Source organism: Desulfofustis glycolicus DSM 9705, assembly GCF_900130015.1.
GTDB lineage: Bacteria > Desulfobacterota > Desulfobulbia > Desulfobulbales > Desulfocapsaceae > Desulfofustis > Desulfofustis glycolicus.
The window spans coordinates 56,401-76,064 of sequence record NZ_FQXS01000014.1 but is presented as its reverse complement, the minus strand read 5'-3'; the positions used below and the strand labels follow the sequence as shown (position 1 = coordinate 76,064).

The following is a 19,664-nucleotide window of genomic DNA, read 5'->3' as shown; positions in this document are numbered from 1 at the left end:
GCTCAATACCCCCACTGATCGGTCTCGCCTTTCTCAGGCAGAAGATTATCCGGATTTCGCATCTCACCGTCACTGGTAACAAAAACGGCCGCCCGTCCGGGCAGCGGGCATTTGGTCTCGCAAATTCCGCAGCCGATACACAATTCATCGACGATAAAGGGGCGCCGGATCTCCTGCTGTTGGCCTGTCAGGTCATCGACCATCACCACCGTTCGGAACTTGATGGCCTTGTCCGGTGTCGGGCAATGCTCTTCACAGACGATACAGGGTATCCCCTTGGCGTACGGAAGACAACGATCCTTGTCGAACCAGGCGTTGCCGATCTTGGTGCGATGCTTTTCAGCCCGGGTCAATTCCTTGATGGCCCCGGTCGGACAGATCTGCCCGCAAAGAGTGCAGTTGAATTCGCAATAACCGGTCCGGGCTACCAGGTGCGGCGAGAATATCCCCTCAATACCAGCCTCCAGCAGGACCGGTTGCAATCCGTTGCCGATGCAGACCTGGATACACTCGGCGCAACGGACGCAACGCTGCAGAAACTCGGCCTCGGTCAGGGCGCCGGGCGGCCGGATCAGCAGCGGGTTCGGTGCCGCCGTGAGCCTGCGCACCCCGAGTATCGGCGGGATCACACAGCCAAGGGCAATTGTACCGACCAGGCGCCGCCGCGACAGCGATACCCCGACACCGCGACTACCCGGCAGGAACGATCGAAAAGAGATGACCTGCCGCGGACAGCGGACCAGACAGTCGATGCAAAGGCTGCAGCGTTGCGGATCGATCCGCCGCCGCTCATCGATTGCCCCCATGCGGCAGATCCGGCTGCACAGCCGGCAAGCCCCGCAATCGTCGTCGCCGCCTCGCAGACCGGTCGGCCCGAGCCGGGCAAACCAGCCGAGCAGAGCGCCGAGCGGGCAGATATTGCGGCAGAAAAAGCGGCGCTGCACCGCTTCGGCAAGAAACACCGCCGCCAAAATGGCCAGGCTGAGCAGTGACAGAGAGAAATACTTCCGTTCGAAGGGCAGCACCGTCTCTTTCAAAAAACCGTAAACCGGTTCGGTAATCTGGTTGACCCATGCCGGTGCATGCAGGTAGGTCATGGTGAAAAAAGACTCGGCCAGGTTGTGGCTGGCCGGATAAACCGCCTGGGCGAGACCGCGCACGAGAATTGAAAACGGATCGACATAGCCGGCCAGCGGCAGCCCGAGCAGCGCCGAGACGAGCACAAAGATCAGCAGCGTGGCGGCCAACTGCGGAAACAGCGTGGTCTGCCGTCGCCGCCCCTGCTTCATTGCCGGCTGCACGCCGTCCACCAGACTGCCGAGCGGACAGACCCAGCCGCAAAAAAACCGCCCGAGCAGCAGACTCAGGCCAACAAGCAGCAGGGCCGGCAACATCAGCGCGATCACTGCCCGAACGGCCAGCATCGCCGTGATCGCCAACAGCGGGTCGATGCGAAACAACAGGTTGACGGCGTACTGGATGGTATCCGAGCCGCTGTAATCGGTATTGACGAAGAGAAACAGAAAGAGCAGTAGAAACCCGAGCTGACTGGCCATGCGCACCAGACGCAGCCGCCGGTACAGAGGTTTCTGCGCCGCCGGATCGCCAGGCCTCACAACCGCTGCTCGCTGATATGAATCCGGCTTGGGTCCATCTGGCCTAGACCCATCTGGAACGCGGCCACCGTCGTTTCGATCCGCTCCGGTTCGAGACCGAACAGCGTGGTGGCCACCGCATCTGCCGCCACCGGATCGGCCGAGGCGATGACCGTGTCGACCTGCCGAACATCCTCGAGCCGGCCACCCTGCGGTCCGTTTCTCAGCAGCAACCGGGTGGCATCGATCACCGTCAGGGTCGGTCTGACGACGGTGGCCAGATCGGCAAGTTTCTGCGCCAGTCCGTGATGCAGCCGGCCCCGGTTACCGCCGACCACACCCATCACGTTTTTCAAGCCGAGCGTCAACCCGCTCAGTCCGTGATGTTTGGCCACCGGCACGTTGATGTAGCAATCGGCGGTCAAGGCATCCCGATAGATCTCCCAACTGTCCAGCGACCGGCCGCCGGTGATCTTCACCTCGACGAACTTGCGACTGTCGATGTAGTCCAGCTTGACCCGCCGCTCAGCCATCGCACCAACGATGTCGGCGATGCCGCTGTTGACGTAGCAGCGCCTCTTCTCATTACAGGTATGATCGAAGATCCGCACTTCACCGGCCCCGGCTTGAAGCGCCAGTTCGACCAGCGTTTTCACCACCAGCGGATGAGTGGTCGCCCCATATTCCGGAGTCCGGTCCCAGGCGATATTGGGCTTGACGACAACGCTGGCGCCCGGTCGAACAAAGCGTTCCATGCCGCCGAGCAGCTGCAGGGCCCGGCGAACGACGGCCGAATAGTCGGCACCTGAGACCAGGGACAGCTCTGCTGCCCCAGTCGTTTCAGCCCCGGTCGCAGCCACCCCAAAACGGGGGGCAGACAATGACAGCCCCAACGAATAAAGGAGCAGCTGCCTGAGAAATGTCCGCCTTTCCATATGCTATCCTCCCGGTCTTTACGGTGCGTCCGACCATAGTAACATAAATGATAATTATTCTTCAATAACTGCCCGAACCTTTATCTTCCTCATGACAATTATCGTTTCAAACATTGCGTATCGACATGGTTTTCTACTATCATCACGATGATGCCCCATGACGAACCGGCTGCGCCCCCCTTCCGGAGACCGATGGATACCGACTGGACACAACGCGACATAATCGATCTCGAATATTGCCTCGATCGCGACAGCAACGAATCACACGAACAGCTGCACCGACGGGATCGGGCCATTTTTCTGGAATGCTGCAACGACCGGGAAGACAATCCGCGACGGCTGCTCCACCACTGGCTCACAGCCCGCAGGCGGGCGCTGTTCGACGCTTCCGGCATGAAAAGCCCCGGCAGCCAGGTCGCCACCTCGTTGCGGCTGCTGACCCTGCTGCTCTATGGCCTCGGTCTGGTCCTGGGCGGGGCAGCCGGACTGAGCTTTTTCAATTACTCCGGCACCAATCCGGTCAATGTCTTCCATTTTCTCCTCCTGTTCATCGTCCCGCAGCTGATCATGCTCGTGCTGCTGCTCGGCGCAACCGTCCTACGCCTCACCGGCATCAGGCTCTGGCCGTCACTGCTCGTCCGTCTCTTCATCGGTCTGCTGCCGTTTCTGAGCGGTCGGCATGGCGCCGGGGCCAAACGTCTTTCCGGCTTGCTACGGCGCATCACCACGGCCTACAGCTCTCTGCTCTATTGGCCGCTTTTCCTGATGGCCCAGAAGTTCATGGCCTTTCTCAACACCGGGCTGCTGGCGGCAACGCTTTTGAAAATAAGCACCACCGATCAGGCCTTCGGCTGGCAGTCAACCATCCAGCTGTCCACACCGCTGATCCATCGCATCGTAAACCTGCTTGCCGCTCCGTGGTCCTGGCTGGTGCCCGAGCGGTTCGCCTATCCCTCTCTTGCGGAAATCGAGGGGAGCCGGATCATCCTGAAAGACGGCGTCTATCACCTGGCCACCCAGGATCTCGTTTCCTGGTGGCCGTTTCTGGTACTCGCGCTGTTGACCTACGGCCTGCTCCTGCGCCTGCTCCTGGTACCGTTTGGCGCCATAATGCGCCATCGTTCTCTGCGTCGTCTGAACCTGCACCGTCCCGATCTGCTGCGCATCGTTCAGCGGATGCGCACCCCGCTGCTCGATTCCGTCGCCGCCGACGCCCCCGATCAACTGTCTGCATATTCTGCCGACGGCGACCGACAGCCCGCGTCAACACCGGATCGCTACACTCCGAGCGACCGACCGCTGCTGACCGTCGTTCCCGACGACCTTGCCGACAAACGCTTCACCGTACCCCTCGATCATCTCCTCAGCCGGCATGGTCTGCCGGTCGGAGACCGCGAAATCCTCAGGTCCGACGAACCGCTCCCGGCCGATCAACTGCAGCGCATAGCCGAAGCGTGCCGAAGCCAACAGACCGGCCTGCTGCTGATCACCGAAGCCTGGCTGCCGCCGATTAACGAATGGCTGCACACCCTGCGGCAGATCCGCGCAGCCATCGGCACGACAACTCCGATCTTTGTCGGCCTGGTCGGCAGCCCGACCGAGACGGACACCTTTGCCACCCCGCTGCCCCAGGACCGCCTGCTCTGGCAGCACAAACTGCAGGAACTCGGCGACCCCTTCCTGAGCGTCTTCGAACTCGGCGCCGGCAACCGCAGAGCAGGCCAGGACAGCCCATGATTCCGGAAATCGCCATTATCGGACACCCCAACGAAGGGAAATCCTCCGTCCTCTCGACACTGGCCGAGGACGACACCGTCCGGATCAGCCCCTTCCCCGGCGAAACGAGGCGCTGCCGCACCTTCCCAATTGTCATCGACAATCGCGAGATCATGCGCTTTACCGACACCCCCGGCTTCCAGAACCCGGCCCGGCTGCTGGCCGAACTGCGACGCAGCGGTGAAACCGGCCCGGCCGGACTGCGCCACCTGGTCGAGCTGACCGCCAGCCAGCTCGAATTTCGCGAGGATCACGAGCTGCTGCAACCCCTCGTGCGCGGGGCCGGCGTCATTTACGTGGTCGACGGTTCGCGGCCGCTGAGGCAAATCGACAAGGCCGAAATGGAACTGCTGCGCTTGATCGGACGGCCGCGCATGGCGGTCATCAACTGCAAGCGAAATGAACAGGGGTTTCTCCAGGCCTGGAAGGATGAGTTGGGGCAGCATTTCAACTCCTGGCGGCTGTTCAACGCCCATCGCGCCACCTATGCAGAACGGATCGACCTGCTGACCGCACTGCAAGCCATCGATCAAGACTGGCAGCCGGTACTGGCCGAAGTGGTCCGGACCTTCCAACAGGATTGGCAGCAGCGCTGCCGACGCAGTGCCGAGATCATCTGCTCCCTGCTCACCGAGATCCTGTCGCTGCAGTTGACTCATCAGTGTCGGCCGCAAGACGATGAAGAGATGCTGCGCACTCGCCTGCTGGAAAGATACGGCGGCGCGGTTGCGCAGGCCGAAAAAAAGGCCCAGCAACAGATCCGCACGCTGTTCAAACACAATATCTTCAATTGTGAACTGCCGCCTCACTCCATCCTGCACGAGGACCTGCTCAGCGAACGCGCCTGGCAGCTGCTCGGTCTGACTCGCCAGCAACTGATCCTGCTTGGCCTGTTCAGCGGCGCCGCCGTCGGGGCAGGTGTGGATGTCGCGGCGTTGGGTCACGGTCTCGGGCTATTCACCGCGCTCGGCAGTGCCGCCGGTGTGTTCGGTGCGCTGAGCGGCCGCAAACGGCTGAAGACCGGCGCCTCACTGCTTGGCCTGCGGCTGGCCGGGGCCGAACTGCACGTCGGCCCGGCAAAGGACATTTCCTTGATGTTCGTGCTGATCAACCGGGAATTGCTGTTCTTCAGTCACATCATCAACTGGGCCCATGGCCGCCGCGATTACTCGGAACAACCCGGCAAACAGCAGCACACCTCCCCCGACACCTTCACCGACACCTGGAGTGCTGCCGAACTGCGAACCTGTCACGCATTCTTCCGTTCGGCTCGTCGCACCGTCCCGCCGTCAGGGGATGACGTCTCCGAACAGATGGAAAATATCATCGTCAAAACGCTGATGAACATTAGCCTCGACACACGGGAGCAACGCTGAAAAAGGGGCTGTCTCTGTCATTGACGGGCACGTTATTCAGCCAGACAAAGCCACGTTGACAAACAGATTCCGCCGCTTAATTTTAAGCCAGCGAGATTCATACGCCGACAACAAGAAACCGGTCGCCACAGCGGAGAGCATCCCGAACCGGTACCTTGGGCAAGCAGTGTTTCGCAACGGTCGGCAGAAGTGATGGCCACCACCGAAATCATTCGCCAGCTGACATAAACGTTTCACCTCAACCCTGGAGGTATGGTTATGGCCGTTCCCAATCAGCCCACCGCTCATTACCAGTATCTGATCAAGACCTTTCCGGAAGTGATGGCGGCCGTCGAACAGGTCGGATCGACCGTTCGCCAAGCCGGCCCACTGGACCGAAAAACCACCGAGTTGATTCAATTGGCGGTTGCGGCTGCTTCCCAGTCAACCGGTGCGGTGCACTCCCATACCAAACGGGCACTGGCCGCCGGGGCCACCCGGCAGGAAATCGAACACGCGTTGCTGGTGCTCATTTCGACGATCGGCTTTCCCAAAGTCGCCGCCGCTCTGTCATGGGTGGCAGAGATCTCGGAATAGCTCGGTCCGGTCTGCCGGCGACCGATCATGGTTTACGGCATGCAGCGCCGTACGATCGGTCGCCCTCAGGCCCGCTTCTGCTCCAGCTCTTCCCAGCGCCGGTACAGTGCGTCCACTTCCTGCCGGGCCGCAGCGTGATCTTCCCAGCACTGGTGCAGGGCTTCGGGATCGACACCGATACCCGGGTCACCGAGCCGCCCCTCCAGGTATTCGAGCCGTTCCTCGGCCGCCATGATCTGCTCTTCGATCCGTTCGTATTCCTGCTGCTCCCGGTAGGTAAGGCGCGTTCCCTTTTTTGAACTGCCACCGCCCCGCTCCTTTTTTACGGGCGCGGCCGGTGCGGGCTTGCCGCCTTCCTTTCCTAATTCGTCAAGATCACGCAGCCATTGCTCATAGTCCCCGTAACGGCGCACGGTTCCGTCGCCGGTAAAACCGAGCACACTGTCGCAGACCCGATCGAGCAGGTAGCGGTCGTGGGTAACGAGCAGCAGGGCGCCGTCAAAATCGAGCAGGCCTTCTTCGAGAACATCAAGCGAAGCGATGTCGAGATCATTGGTCGGCTCATCAAGCAGCAGAATGTCAGCCGGCTGCCGCATCAATTCAGCGATCAGGATGCGTGCCTGCTCACCGCCGGACAGTTGCTCGACCGGAGTTTCCAACTGATCCGGGCGAAAGAGGAAGCGTTTTGCCCAGGAGACCACATGAACCGGCCGTCCCCGGAAGATAACACCGTCACCTTCCGGAGCGAGAGCCCGGCGCAGGGTCGCCTGCCGATCGATTCCGGAGCGGTCCTGGGTAAACGTGGCCACCTGCACGCCATCGGCAACATTGATCTCGCCGGCATCTGCGGTAAATGTCCCGTTGGCTGCCGAGGAGAGGATCTGCATAACGGTCGACTTGCCGCAGCCATTGGGCCCCACCAGGCCGATCCGGACACCGGGTGAGAGAACGAGGTCAAGCCCGCTGAACAGGAGTGTACCACCGACGCTTTTGTTCAGTCCCCGTGCTTCAAGTAGTTTTTTCGTTTTTCGTCCGGTCTCGCTGAAATCGATCCCGACCCGACCCTCGGCCCGGTTCAACGCTTTGACCCGGGCCAACTCATCCTGCAGCCGATACGCCTCGTCGACCCGATAGCGGGCCTTCGTCGCCCGGGCTTTCGGCCCGCGGCGCAACCACTCGTTTTCCCGCCTGACCTTGTTGGCCAGCCGCTCTTCCTGCTGCGCTTGCTGGTCCAGAAACTCCTGGCGTTTCTCGAGAAAAAGAGAATAGCTGCCGTCCACCTGGAACGTGCCGGACGGGTAACTACGGGACAACTCCACGATCCGGTTGACACTGGTTTCCAGGAAGCGCCGGTCATGACTGACCATGATAAGACCCGACGACGATCCGCCCGGAGAAGCCAGCACCTGCTCGAGCCAGACAATACCGGCGATATCAAGGTGGTTGGTCGGCTCATCAATGATCAGCAGGTCCGGCTCGACCACCAGCGCACAGCAGATTGCCACCCGTTTTCGCCAACCGCCCGACAGCCGGGACACCGGCAACTGCGGTTCGGGCAGCTGCGCTCGGCTCAACATAGCCTCGGCACGGCTCTGCCGTTCGGCCGGTTCAAGCGGCAAACCGGCCAGTGCCTGCAGCAGATTGTCCACACCGTTCAGATCGCCGTCCAGTTCATCTTCCTGGGCAAGGTGACTCACCACCAGATTCCGGCGGCGGATCACCTCTCCATGATCCTGTTCATCTCGGCCGGCGATGATCTTGAGCAGGGTCGACTTCCCGGAACCGTTGGGGCCGATCAAACCGATCCGATCACCCTCGGCGATAACAAGATTCAGCTCGGAAAACAGGAGCTGGGCGCCAAAAGACTTGGAAACCGAGCGGCAGGAAACGATAGCGGACATGAAAATAGTCTGTCGCTTTTCAGCGACGAAACGGCTTTTAAAATCAGCCTATTTTACCTTGATAGTTTGACACGATACGAGTATAAGCAAAGCATTGTTCGGGCGCCCGGAGCGTCCACGCCCGAACAGTCAGACATCATACAGACAGAGACAGCTTTTAACAACAACGAGAAGGGCTCTGCCATGAATGACCGATATCACATTATCGTCACCGGAGAAAATGGGCGCTCGTCCTCATTTCAAGTTTCCAAAAAGGGGGCTCTGCTCTCTCTCTCTTCAGCCATTATCCTGTTACTTGGTGTCTGCGTCTTTGGCTACTTCACTACCGGCTCATATCTCAGCAATAAATTACTGACCAAGAAAACCCATTCCCTGCAGACGCGGCTAACTACCAGCGAACAGACCACGAAGGATTACCTGCAACAGATCGCCGATCTCAAACAGGCCCATCAGACCGAGCTGCTCGCTCTCATTGAAGAACAGCAAGATACGCTGGCCGATCAGAAGATGTCCTTCGATCTGGAAAACACCAACCTGCAGCTGGAAAACCTGCGCCTGATGAACACCGCGGTCAGCGATCTGAACCAGCGCAGTGAGTTGATCGAAACGGTCATGCACACCATCGGCGTCAAGATCAAGGACGGCGCCTCCGGTGCGGAGGAAGGGAGCGGCGGTCCCTACGTCCCGGCGGACGAAACCTCCTATGACGACCTGCTGAAAAAAGTCGACGATTATCTTGAAGCCGTTCGCCTGATGCCGCTCGGCAGACCGGCGAGCGGCTCCATATCTTCAGCCTACGGCAAGCGTACCGACCCGATCAACGGGAAGAATGCCTTCCACGAGGGCGTCGACATTCGCGGTGAACGGGGTGAAAAGGTCTTCGCCACCGCTGCCGGAACCGTTTCCAAAGCATTCAAGAACGGCGGTTACGGCAATTACGTTGAAGTCGATCACGGCAACGGCTACCGAACCGTTTACGCCCATCTGCAAAACTATCTGGTAAAACCGGGAGAGCGCGTCGAACAGGGCCAGGTCATCGGGCAGATCGGCGATACCGGGCGATCGACCGGGGCCCATCTGCATTACGAGATCCGCTTGGGCAACAAGCCGATCAATCCGACCAAATTCATGAAAGTCGCAGACATTACCCAAACGGCAAAAGCCAAGCAGAAGTAGGGAATTTCATGTTCAACAAAAAAGGCAGCAGCGTCGAAAAGGAGTTGCAAAAAGCTGAGAGTGAAACAATTTCAGCCATTATCGACAAGACCATGCTCATCAGCGGGGAAATCTCTTTCAAAGGGAAAACCCGCATCGACGGCACCATCAACGGAGACATCAGCGGAGAGCACCTGATTCTCAGCGAGTCCGGCACAATCACCGGAGATATCAAGGTATCATCCTTTATCTGTCACGGCACCATTGAGGGAAATATCATCGCCAACCTGGTCACCGCCAGGAAAGGCTGCTCGATCAAGGGCCGGCTGGAGGCCGGCAGCCTGACCGTTGAACCCGGCGCCCGACTTGACGGCGAGGTAAAAGCCGCCGGCAGCAATTCCGGAACCGGCGAAGCCAAAAATCCCCAGAAAGCTCAAACCGCACCACCCCAGAAATCTTCATAACCCCACTAACCACTCCCGCCATGCCCTCCGCTCGACCACCCGGCATTGCCAACCGTCTCGTCTGTCCTGCCTGCGGCAACGATGAGACGTTTATCGAACTGGCTCACGACGTCCTGCTCACCTCTTACTACCACCAGAACAGTGACGGCAGCTTCACCCATGAAAGCGACGCCACCCAGATCAATGGTGAAATCCTGCTCTTCTGCGGTTCCTGCCAGGAAGACCTGAGCCACTACCATCAACGCTTCCGGGAGATGATCTTTTGAAACGGCAGCGCCGGATCATCACCGACAGCCAGACCGCTTTCACACATTTCCAACAACTCGAGCCAGACGACCTGATCTGCTGCCGTCTGAGGATCAGACCGGGCGAAGAACATCTGCTGCTCGATCTCGCCGAACGCGGAATTACCGGCTTTCCCTCATTTCGCAGCCAATTGTGCAGCAGATCGAAAGCGCTCCAGACACGGTTGTTCTCCTGGGCGATGATCCCCGGGTCCACGGTGATCTACACCATCCATGACCTGATCGAGACCATCGATGCCTACGGCCGGACCGGAACCGGCCGGGTTGTCCTCAAGCTTGAGGGGAAAAACGGCGGGCTGGGCGTTCTGCTCTTCTCATCGATTGAAGAGATCTACAACCAGGCCGTACTCGGGCTGATCGCCTACCCCTTTGTCGTCCAACCGTTTCTTGACGGTACCCGAGATATCCGGGTGATCATCATCGATGACTACCAGGAAGCCTACGAACGCACCAATGCCTGTGGTTTCAGGCAAAACCTGCATTGCGGTGCAACGGCCGCACCCTGCACTCTGACCGACAAGCAGCTTGAGCTCTGTCGACAGATCATGACCCGGGGTGGCTTTCCATACGCCCACCTCGATCTGCTGCACAGCGATGCGGCGACAACTTATTTTTCGGAGATAAATCTGAGAGGCGGCTTGCGGGGGGCCCGCATCACCAGTGACGATTACCGGCAACGCGTCAATGCCGTGCACCAGCGCTTCATTGACGGTGCGCAGCCGTTTAACGAGCGAGCCTTTTGCAAAACTTAGATTTTCGTTCAAAATCAAGGCATGCGAAAAATTTTACCGCAGGCATATACATGATATTCCGAGGATAAAATTTTGAGCATAACGCAGAGTTTGGGCGAAAAGATTGTTTTGCAAATGGCTCGAGCAATAAAAAAAAGGAGAAGCTCCAGGTGGAGCTTCTCCTTTTCAAGGTCAGAACTAAACCTGGTAGAAAATCAGACGCAACCGGTCGGCTTCGGCAGACCTGCCATTTTACAGGCTCCTTTGCCCGGTCCCGAGGGGAACAGCTCGTAAATCCGCTTCAGCGGATAGCCGGTGGTCTTGGAGAGGATCCGAACCATCGGGGCAATACCGTTCTTCTTGTAGTATTCCTGCAGTGCATCGATAACTTTCTGATGCTCGTCGGTCAACTCGGAAATACCCTCTGACGCCTTGACGTAATCGACCCATTCGGCATTCCATTCTTCCATTCCTTTCAAAAGGAATCCATCTTCATCAACCTGGAAGGATTTTCCATTGTGTTCTACTGTGGGCATTTCGTACCTCCTTGATATAGTGATTCTTTGAGACCTCGTAATAGTACCCGTAAGAAATTACTTCTCACACTCGCTATAGTAATTGGGCTTAATACTATAGGCAAAAGTATTTGTCAAGTGAATGAGTAATCATTTGTCTTTCAACGTCTTTTCGGCATGTTACATCGTGGTCTTCGCGGCGGTAACAGCTCCTGCCGGTATCGGTTCGACGACCAGCTCCAGTTCCGACCCACTCCGGCCGCCGGACCGGTTGCCGACCGTCCCATCTGTGCGATTTTCCTTGCACGAAGGGGATATCCAGGGTAAATCGAACCGCGATCATCCGTGTTTGATCGACGGTCCCGGACACCCCCGCCCGACCCGCCGCCGGCTCCTTTGCCGTTTGCTCAGAGCAAGGATTTCGTTCGTTGGACGGAAGGGGAGATTGTTCGATTTCAACGATAGATTGATTGCTTCGTTCCTCCCTTTCCGGCGGTACCAGACTCCCTGGACGAACGATCATGAAGCCTCAGCCAACCATAGCCCATGCTAGCATTTCTCCGAAAACGAGCCCAATCTCTGGTTATTCAAGCCATTGTTGTCGTCATCGCCCTTGTCTTTATCTTCTGGGGAGTCGGCACCAATATGATGAACAAGCAGGAAGCCGCCATCATTGTCAATGGTGAAGAGATTTCCTTTCAAAATTATCAACAGGCCTATGATCGTGCCTATGCCAGGATCGGCGAGCAATTTGGCGGCACCATCCCGAAAGCGCTGGCCGACAATCTCGATATCCGAGGCCAGGTCATCAACCAGTTGATTCAGGAAGCCCTGCTCCGACAAGGTGGCCAGGCCATGGGTTTGCGCGTCAGCGCTCGGGAAATCCAGGATGAAATCGAATCGATGGTGCAATTCCAAGACAACGGCGCCTTCGACCTGCAACGCTATCAATCCCTTCTCGCGGCCAACCGGCTGTCCCCGAAGAAGTACGAACAGTCGCTCAGGCATGACCTGCTTGATGCGAAAACGGCTCAGTCCCTCTCCTCGTTCGTCACCTCCGTCAGTGACGGTGAAATAGAGGACTTGTACAACCTGGAAAACGAGACAGTTTCCGTTGCCTACACCGTTGTCGCGCCGGATCGCTATCTTGCCGGAATCGAGATTGACGAAGAGGCGCTCAAGCAGTGGTATGACGAGGCCGGTGACCGCTACAAAACGGAGGCGGCGGTCAAACTGACCTACCTGCCGTTCAGTTTCACTGAGACTGCCGCTAAAATTTCGCTCGACGACGAAGAAATCAGTGCGTATTACGATCAGCATCAAACGCAATACCAGACCGTGGAATCGCGCAACGCCCGTCATATCCTCCTGAAAGCCGCCCCGGACGCCGACGAAGCGATCCACCAGCAGCAGCGTAGTCTCGCCGAAGAGGTGCTGACGAAGGCACGCGCCGGAGAGGACTTTGCCGCACTGGCCAGCGAGTATTCCGACGACGCAACGGCCGAATCCGGCGGCGAGCTCGGGTTTTTCAACCGGGGCCAGATGATCAAGCCGTTTGAAGATGCCGTCTTCGCGATGCAGGAAGGCGAGATCAGCGACATCGTCCAGACCGATTTCGGCTACCATATCATTAAACTGGTCGCTGTCCGGCCGGGCGGGGTACGTACGCTCGATGAAGTTCGTGAGGAAATCAGCGCCAAGCTGCGCCTCGACAAAGCCCGATCGCTTGCTTTTCAGCAGGCCGGCACGGTCTACGAACAGATCATCGGGGCTGGCAGCCTCGACGCCTCTCTGCAGGATCACCCCGAAACCAACGTCATCACGACCGATTTCTTCAGTCGATCGGCACCCCCTGAAGGAATGACGGCAGATCCGAACTTTCTCGATGTCGCCTTTTCTCTCAAGGAAGGGGAACTCAGTTCTCTGATCGAGGTTGACGACGGTTATGCGATTATGGCGATCGACGATATCAGGGAACCGCGCGTTCCGGAACTCGAGCAGGTCAGACAACAGGCCGAGCAGGATTTCCGCCGCCAGCAGGCCGCCGACAAGGCGCGCAGCGTGGCCCGGCAGGTAATCGAAAAACTCGGTACCGGCACATCATTCGCCGACGTCACCGCTGAGAGCAACCTGACCCTCGAAAACTCCGGCCCGATGAAAAAAAACGAGCCGGCCCCGTCGTCACCCCTGCCGCAGCAGCTCGTGCAGGAGGCCTTTCGGCTTACCCGTGCCGAGCCGGTGACCACGGAGCCCCGCATGGTCGACGATGATTTTTACGTCCTGCAACTCGAGGAACGAAAAGCCCCGGAAGAGCCGATCAGCGATGCCGATCGGCAGCGCTACCGGGAACTGCTCATCGAGTTCAAGCAACAACAACTTGTCGAAGCCTGGCTGGAAAGCCGGCAAAACCAGGCCAAGATATCCATCCATCAAAGCCTACGACGTTCCTGAACCACAAAGCTCGCATTCGACCGCAGAACGGCAAAGCAGGGTGGCGGCGGCTACCGCTCCGCCGGCACACTTGCACCACCCTGCTCGCGCTCTTTTCTGGCCCGGTCAGCGCTCAAAATACGCCGAATCCCTTCATGGGACAGGCTGATGCCCTCTTCATCGCCAAGGCGGCCGGCAATCTCCCGGAAAGAGTGCCCGGCACCACGCATTTCCTTGATCGCCTCGATTACCCGCTGCTGGTCCGCGCGCTGCCTGAGAAACCCTTTGTCATCGACTTGCCAGCCGAACGGCACCGGTCCCCCGATATAACGACCCTGGCGCCGGCTCCTGCGCTTGGCGGCCTTGATGGCCTCCCCATGACTACTGCTCTCACATGCCGCCAGGGCTTCAAGAAGACCACGCACCAGTTCCTGGTTGCCCTCCGAGACTACGAGACGCCGCTCGACCGGCAGGGTAAGGTTTTCATTGAGATCGGCGCAATACAGCGAGACGCGTCGCTTGCGCAACTCAGCAAGTAAACGAACCGCCGAGCCGGCCGAAGCGAGTACCCATTCGGACCGAAGAACGACCACAACATCCCCGGGCTGCAGGTGCTCGAACAGCATTCCACCCTGGGGCCGATCGCGAAACGGCTTTTTCAGCGAGTCGCCCTCTTCAACACAGATCTCCGTCACCTCCAGCCCGAGGGAGGCGGCAAAAGCGGCAAGTCCGGAGGACTGGTCGGCCACCGGAACACGATGTTCCCGGTCGGCCGCAAGAAACAAGTACCCATAAACGGTCATCATTCACTCATCAGTCGGTCTGTTGGCATTCTTTGTTGACAACATTGAGCCTTTTGCAAAACTTAGATTTTCGCTCGAAATCAAGGCATGCGAAAAATTTTACCACAGGCATATAATTGATATTCCGATGATAAAATTTTGAGCATAACGCAGAGTTTGGGCGAAAAGATTGTTTTGCAAATGGCTCCGTTGTGTCAACAATCATTAGCACGCGTGACTCCCCGTGTCAATTATAGCGAGACAGTTGACACGTTCCACCGCCCGTCACCACATTCTGTCAACAATACCTGCCGAACGCCGTGCAGTGAGCCATCCTTCTCTGGGTGATTTGCCACTTTTTCGTTTCTATCGAGGCATGACAATGCTATAGTTCCCTCTTGCCCCGCGGATTTGCGGTTTTTACCGACACCGCATCCGTGGCTTGAACGGGTCAATCGATCTCTTGTGATCTCTCATCATGCCGAGCAACGAAGACATCCTCAGCGACTTCAAGAAACTCAACAGCTTTGAAAGGACCCTGCTGCAGATCCTTTCCATCGTTTACGAACCGGCCCATTCCACCCTGCTCGTCAGCTGTCTGCGCAAATTGGACATCAAAGGCCCGCGCGGTAATCGACCGACCACATCCAGCGTCAACAACTGTCTGACCAAGCTCGAAACCCTCGGCTTTCTCGACGACAACCGGCAGTGTCGGCTCGATCTGGTAGAATCGCTGAGCCGGGCGGCGGTCGCCGACGGTTCGTTTCAACGCTTCGCCACAGTCATCCGCAAAGAAGCACCGCTTTCCTACTATTACGGAAAATGGACCACGAGGTGCTGGCGGGCGATGCGAGAATTGCGCGTCGGAATCTACCTGCAGGATCTCGGTCTCATCGACCAGTCCCTGCACTTCCTTTACGCACAATGCCGGGAAATGCTGACCCCGCATCCTCCGGCGGTCCAGGTCGTGACCTGCCCGTTTGAGCGATCCTGGTTCCGCTCGCTGGCCCCGTCATTGCGGTTTTTTCTGCTCAATTATATCCTCCGTTATGCCCAGAGTCGCCTGTTACGGTTCCCGGACGTTCTTGCCTATCTCGAAGATGATGCCGAATTCAGTCAGCTCGACGACGACGAGCGACTACCCTTTCAGCGGCTGCTGTTCGACCAATACCTGCTGCAGGGCCGTATCGATGCCGCCGTCGGGATGCTCGAGAACCAGCCCGATGCATTCCGGGCCACCGGCTCAGCCGGCAGTATCGCTTTTCTGAAGGGTTCCTACGAAACAGCCCGCCCCCTGTTTAACGACGACCTGGAGCAGCTGAGGGAGATCAGCGATCGCCGGGATGTCGCCTTTTTCGGCATTCCCGGCCTGTTCCATGTCCTGTCCCTGATCGCCCGGCAAAGCCGGTCCGGCCTGGAGCAGGCCCTGGAACAGATCACCATCGCCCTGACTCGTTTTGAGAACAGCGAAGAGAGCGAGACCTATGGCATCCTCGCCACGTTCCTGGAAAGCCAGTTGCATCGTTCCGGCCAGACCGCCGCCATCGTCTTGCCGGAAACCGGCTCGCCGCCCAGCCTGACCGTGCTCTTTACCGGCCTCGCCCAGTTCTGGCTCACCGCGGTGCTCGAACCTGACGTCGAGACTGAGGCCCGCCGACTCTTCGAGCAAGCGCAGCAGCACGGGTATCACTTTTACAGTCTCTGCCTGGCCGACTTGCTCGGGCGACTGTCCCGGCAGGACAGTGCTTTCCACCAGGAGACGACCGCATCGCTGGCAAACAAGACCGGCATTACCCCGCTCGTTGATCTGGTCGAACCCGAGGAGGCCTGGAAACGCAGCCTGCAGGCCCTGATAGCGATCTCTTCCACCGCGGTCCAGGAATACGTCGACCAGGATACGAGGCTCACCTGGCTGCTCGACTACCAGCAGGGCGACATCACCGTCCGCCCCCGGGAACAGAAACGCACCGGTGACGGACTGTGGAGCAAAGGACGGCCGATCTCGCTGGAGAGACTGTTCCCCCCGACCCGGCTGCCCTATCTCACCCTGCACGATCGAAAGATCTGCCAGGCGATCGGCAAGGACGAATCGGGAGATGGCCAGGCACACTATTTTTTCGACCGGACAAAGCTGCTCCCGGCGCTCGTTGGCCACCCCCTGCTCTTTCTCGGCGAGGCACCGTCGACTCCGGTCGAATGCGTCGCCGGTGAGCCGGAGCTGCTCATCGAGGAGCACGACGAACACCTCCATATCAACTTCTCCCTGCCGATCAGCAACGCGAACATCATGGTCATCCGGGAGACCCCGACCCGCTTCAAGATCGTCCGAATCGACGACAACCACCGGCGTATCGCGCAAATCACCGGCACCGACGGCCTGATCGTACCGATCGAGGCCAGTGAGCAGGTCCTGACCGCCATCGGCAATATTTCCTCTTTCATGACCGTCCACTCGGCCATTGCCGTCGATGCATCGGCACGCCAGGCACAGGACATCGTGCTGGTCGATGCCGATCCGAGCATTTATATGCACATCCTGCCGTTCGGCAGTGGTTTTCGCCTGGAAATGTTCGTCAAACCGTTCCGAGAAGGCAATCACTACCTCAAGCCTGGTCAGGGTGTCGAGAACGTCATGGCGGAGGTCGGTGGCCGGCGCCTGCAGACCAGGCGCAACCTGGCCGAGGAAGAGCGGCGTGCCCGGGAAGTCGAAGAACTGTGTCCCATTCTCGATCTGGCCGTCGACCTCGAACACGGCAACGATCGCGAATGGCACCTGCATGGTGCCGATGACTGTCTGCAGGCCCTTTTGGAACTGCAGGACGCCAGCGACCGGGTCATCGTCGAATGGCCGGAAGGAGAAAAACTGAGCATCAGCCATCGGGCCTCGTTTGCCAATCTGAACCTGAAGATCAGGACCAACCGGCAGAACTGGTTCGGGCTCAGCGGCGAGGTGCAACTCGACCAGAACGTGGTGATCGATCTCAAGGACATGCTCAACCGGCTCAAAGATCACCCCAGTCGCTTCGTTCGCCTCAGCAACGGGCAGTTCATCGCCTTGACCGAAGAGTTCAGAAAGCGTCTCGACGAGTTGAATACCTATGCCGGCGATCACCAGTCCGAAGACAAGCAGGAGATACTCATTCATCCCCTGGCCGCACTGCCGCTGGAAAAACTTGCCGAACAGGCCCGGACCGCCGCAGACTCCAGCTGGCGCGATCACTTGCTGAAAATCAGGCAGATCCAGTCCTACGTCCCGAAACTGCCGTCCACCCTGCAGGCAGAACTTCGCGACTATCAACTGGAGGGTTATTACTGGCTGGCCCGCCTGGCCCGCTGGAACGTCGGCGGCTGTCTCGCCGATGACATGGGTCTCGGCAAGACACTGCAATCACTAGCCATTATCCTGCAACGGGCAAGCGAAGGCCCTTCGCTGGTGGTCGCTCCGACCTCGGTCTCCACCAACTGGCTCAGCGAAGTGGCCCGTTTCACCCCAACGCTGACAATCAAACAACTGGCCGGCAAAAATCGCGAGGAAGTAATCGCCGGCCTCACCAAATTCGATCTGCTGATCACCACCTATACCCTGCTGCAGCAGGAAATCGACGCCCTGGCCAAAATCAACTGGCAGACCATCGTCCTCGACGAGGCCCAGGCAATCAAAAACGCTGCCACCAAACGGTCGCAGGCGGCCATGGCCCTGCAGGGAGGGTTCAAGCTGATCACCACCGGCACCCCGATCGAAAACCACCTCGGCGAGTTGTGGAATCTGTTCCAGTTCATCAACCCCGGACTGCTCGGCTCCCACAAGCAGTTCAATGAGCGCTTCGCCGTACCGATCGAGCGGTTCAACAATCGCGAGTCCAGGTTACGTCTGAAAAAACTGATTCGCCCCTTTATCCTCCGCCGCATCAAGGCGGAAGTCCTCGAGGAACTGCCGCCGCGCACCGAGGTCACCCTCGAGGTGACAATGAGCTCCCAAGAGCAGCATTTCTACGAGGCGTTGCGCCAGAATGCGCTGGATCTGCTGGAACAGGCAACCGACAATCAGGGCCGTCATCTGCAGATCCTCACCGAGATCATGAAGCTTCGCCAGGCCTGCTGCAACGCCCGGTTAATCTCCAAGGAGTCGACGCTGCCGAGCGCCAAGCTGGAAGTGTTCTCGTCGCTCATCGAAGAGTTGATCGCCAGCCGGCACAAGGCGCTGGTGTTCAGCCAGTTCATCGGCCACCTCGACATCATTCGCGAGTATCTCGATGCCAGGGGAATCAGCTATCAATACCTGGATGGTAGCACCAGCAGCAAACACCGCAAGGAGCGGGTCGAGTCCTTCCAATCCGGCCATGGCGATCTCTTTCTGATCAGCCTCAAAGCCGGCGGCCTCGGGCTCAACCTGACCGCCGCCGATTACGTGATTCACATGGACCCCTGGTGGAACCCGGCCATCGAAGACCAGGCATCAGACCGCGCTCACCGCATCGGCCAGACCCGACCGGTCACCATCTACCGCCTGGTCTGCAAAGACACCATCGAGGAAAAAATCGTCAAGCTGCACCAGGAAAAACGAGACCTGGCCGACAGCCTGCTGGAAGGGACCGACACGAGCGCCCGGCTCAGCTCGGATGAATTGATCAAGTTGATCCGCGAACACTGAAACTGCCGGCGGCAACCATCGCACCGGAACTCAATCGGCCGTCAAGCGGTTGACGATCAGCCCGAAAAAGGCAGCCTCCCCGCCAGAAAAATACCAGCCGAGGTGCTCGAGGCAGAGCGAGCAGAAAGCAACCCGCCAGCTATAACCGGCAAACCAGGAAAATTCCCCGCTCGCCGCTCCGGGGGCGACACAGCCCGGGGCCTGATTAAAGCAGCCGATCTCGTAAACGATACCGGCCGGGTTGAACATGGTATGACGGTGTTGTCCGCCGCGGCTGGTCCGCTCTTTCATCGTGGTGATCGGCGCGTTGCACTGGCGGCAGCGCAGAGCGCGCTCTCCCTTTTGCTCCTGCTCATCCGAATCGTCGATGGCGACGACAACGTCACCACCACCATGGTCGGCATCATGTTCACGCAGCAAAAGTCCGTCGCCAGTCTCGCTCAGCACGGTAGCGGGCATCGGCGAACCTCCT

15 protein-coding genes are annotated in these 19,664 nt (G+C 58.7%); 9 read left to right on the top strand and 6 right to left on the bottom strand.

What is annotated here, in order from left to right; all coding sequences use genetic code 11:
* Nucleotides 1–2: 2 nt before the first annotated feature.
* A complete protein-coding gene (locus BUC26_RS12290) occupies nt 3–1,616 on the bottom strand; it encodes a 4Fe-4S binding protein (protein WP_084540631.1) in 1,614 nt (537 codons plus the stop codon).
* The gene (locus BUC26_RS12285) at nt 1,613–2,530 is read right to left on the bottom strand and encodes a DUF362 domain-containing protein (RefSeq protein ID WP_073376432.1); all 918 of its coding nucleotides are present in this window, start codon (nt 2,528–2,530) and stop codon (nt 1,613–1,615) included. The genes BUC26_RS12290 and BUC26_RS12285 overlap by 4 nt, the downstream gene beginning before the upstream one ends.
* A gap of 192 nt (nt 2,531–2,722) precedes the next feature.
* Here BUC26_RS12285 and BUC26_RS12280 point away from each other — a divergent pair, with 192 nt between their 5' ends.
* From BUC26_RS12280 to BUC26_RS12270, 3 genes are all read left to right on the top strand, one after another.
* On the top strand, nt 2,723–4,267 hold the full coding sequence (locus BUC26_RS12280; protein ID WP_073376431.1) for a DUF2868 domain-containing protein: 1,545 nt from the start codon (nt 2,723–2,725) through the stop codon (nt 4,265–4,267).
* On the top strand, nt 4,264–5,682 hold the full coding sequence (locus BUC26_RS12275; protein WP_073376429.1) for a GTPase/DUF3482 domain-containing protein: 1,419 nt from the start codon (nt 4,264–4,266) through the stop codon (nt 5,680–5,682). The genes BUC26_RS12280 and BUC26_RS12275 overlap by 4 nt, the downstream gene beginning before the upstream one ends.
* A gap of 258 nt (nt 5,683–5,940) precedes the next feature.
* On the top strand, nt 5,941–6,258 hold the full coding sequence (locus tag BUC26_RS12270) for a carboxymuconolactone decarboxylase family protein (RefSeq protein WP_073376427.1): 318 nt from the start codon (nt 5,941–5,943) through the stop codon (nt 6,256–6,258).
* Between the two features lie 65 nt (nt 6,259–6,323).
* On the opposite strand, the gene BUC26_RS12265 is transcribed toward BUC26_RS12270, so the two are convergent.
* Nucleotides 6,324–8,159, bottom strand: coding sequence for an ABC-F family ATP-binding cassette domain-containing protein (locus tag BUC26_RS12265; RefSeq protein ID WP_073376425.1), 1,836 nt, complete (start codon nt 8,157–8,159; stop codon nt 6,324–6,326).
* Nucleotides 8,160–8,342: 183 nt separating this feature from the next.
* On the opposite strand from BUC26_RS12265, the gene BUC26_RS12260 reads away from it, so the two are divergent.
* Genes BUC26_RS12260 through BUC26_RS12245 form a run of 4 tightly spaced genes read left to right on the top strand, consistent with a single transcriptional unit; the run spans nt 8,343 to nt 10,835 of the window.
* Nucleotides 8,343–9,335, top strand: a complete 993-nt coding sequence (locus BUC26_RS12260) for a M23 family metallopeptidase (RefSeq protein ID WP_073376423.1) — start codon at nt 8,343–8,345, stop codon at nt 9,333–9,335.
* Nucleotides 9,336–9,343: 8 nt separating this feature from the next.
* Nucleotides 9,344–9,778 carry a bactofilin family protein gene (locus BUC26_RS12255; RefSeq protein WP_073376421.1) on the top strand — a complete coding sequence of 145 codons (435 nt, stop codon included), beginning with the start codon at nt 9,344–9,346 and terminating at the stop codon, nt 9,776–9,778.
* A 20-nt stretch (nt 9,779–9,798) separates the two neighbouring features.
* The gene (locus BUC26_RS12250) at nt 9,799–10,044 is read left to right on the top strand and encodes a hypothetical protein (RefSeq protein ID WP_073376419.1); all 246 of its coding nucleotides are present in this window, start codon (nt 9,799–9,801) and stop codon (nt 10,042–10,044) included.
* The gene (locus BUC26_RS12245) at nt 10,041–10,835 is read left to right on the top strand and encodes an ATP-grasp domain-containing protein (RefSeq protein WP_073376417.1); all 795 of its coding nucleotides are present in this window, start codon (nt 10,041–10,043) and stop codon (nt 10,833–10,835) included. Before BUC26_RS12250 ends, BUC26_RS12245 begins: the two co-directional genes overlap by 4 nt.
* Nucleotides 10,836–11,029: 194 nt before the next feature.
* Here BUC26_RS12245 and BUC26_RS12240 read toward each other — a convergent pair whose 3' ends face one another.
* Nucleotides 11,030–11,350, bottom strand: a complete 321-nt coding sequence (locus BUC26_RS12240) for a TusE/DsrC/DsvC family sulfur relay protein (RefSeq protein ID WP_073376415.1) — start codon at nt 11,348–11,350, stop codon at nt 11,030–11,032.
* 525 nt (nt 11,351–11,875) lie between these two features.
* Between BUC26_RS12240 and BUC26_RS12235 the strand changes: the two genes are divergently transcribed.
* Nucleotides 11,876–13,780, top strand: coding sequence for a SurA N-terminal domain-containing protein (locus tag BUC26_RS12235; RefSeq protein ID WP_073376413.1), 1,905 nt, complete (start codon nt 11,876–11,878; stop codon nt 13,778–13,780).
* A 50-nt stretch (nt 13,781–13,830) separates the two neighbouring features.
* Here the strand turns inward: BUC26_RS12235 and BUC26_RS12230 are convergent, their stop codons facing one another.
* Entirely contained in the window at nt 13,831–14,565 is a 735-nt protein-coding gene (locus tag BUC26_RS12230) for a recombinase family protein (protein ID WP_084540629.1), read from the bottom strand.
* Nucleotides 14,566–15,019: 454 nt separating this feature from the next.
* Between BUC26_RS12230 and BUC26_RS12225 the strand changes: the two genes are divergently transcribed.
* Complete coding sequence (locus tag BUC26_RS12225; RefSeq protein ID WP_073376410.1) at nt 15,020–19,192, top strand: DEAD/DEAH box helicase; 4,173 nt, start codon at nt 15,020–15,022, stop codon at nt 19,190–19,192.
* Nucleotides 19,193–19,222: 30 nt separating this feature from the next.
* Here the strand turns inward: BUC26_RS12225 and BUC26_RS12220 are convergent, their stop codons facing one another.
* A complete protein-coding gene (locus BUC26_RS12220; protein WP_143165997.1) occupies nt 19,223–19,651 on the bottom strand; it encodes a cereblon family protein in 429 nt (142 codons plus the stop codon).
* Between the last annotated feature and the right edge of the window lie 13 nt (nt 19,652–19,664).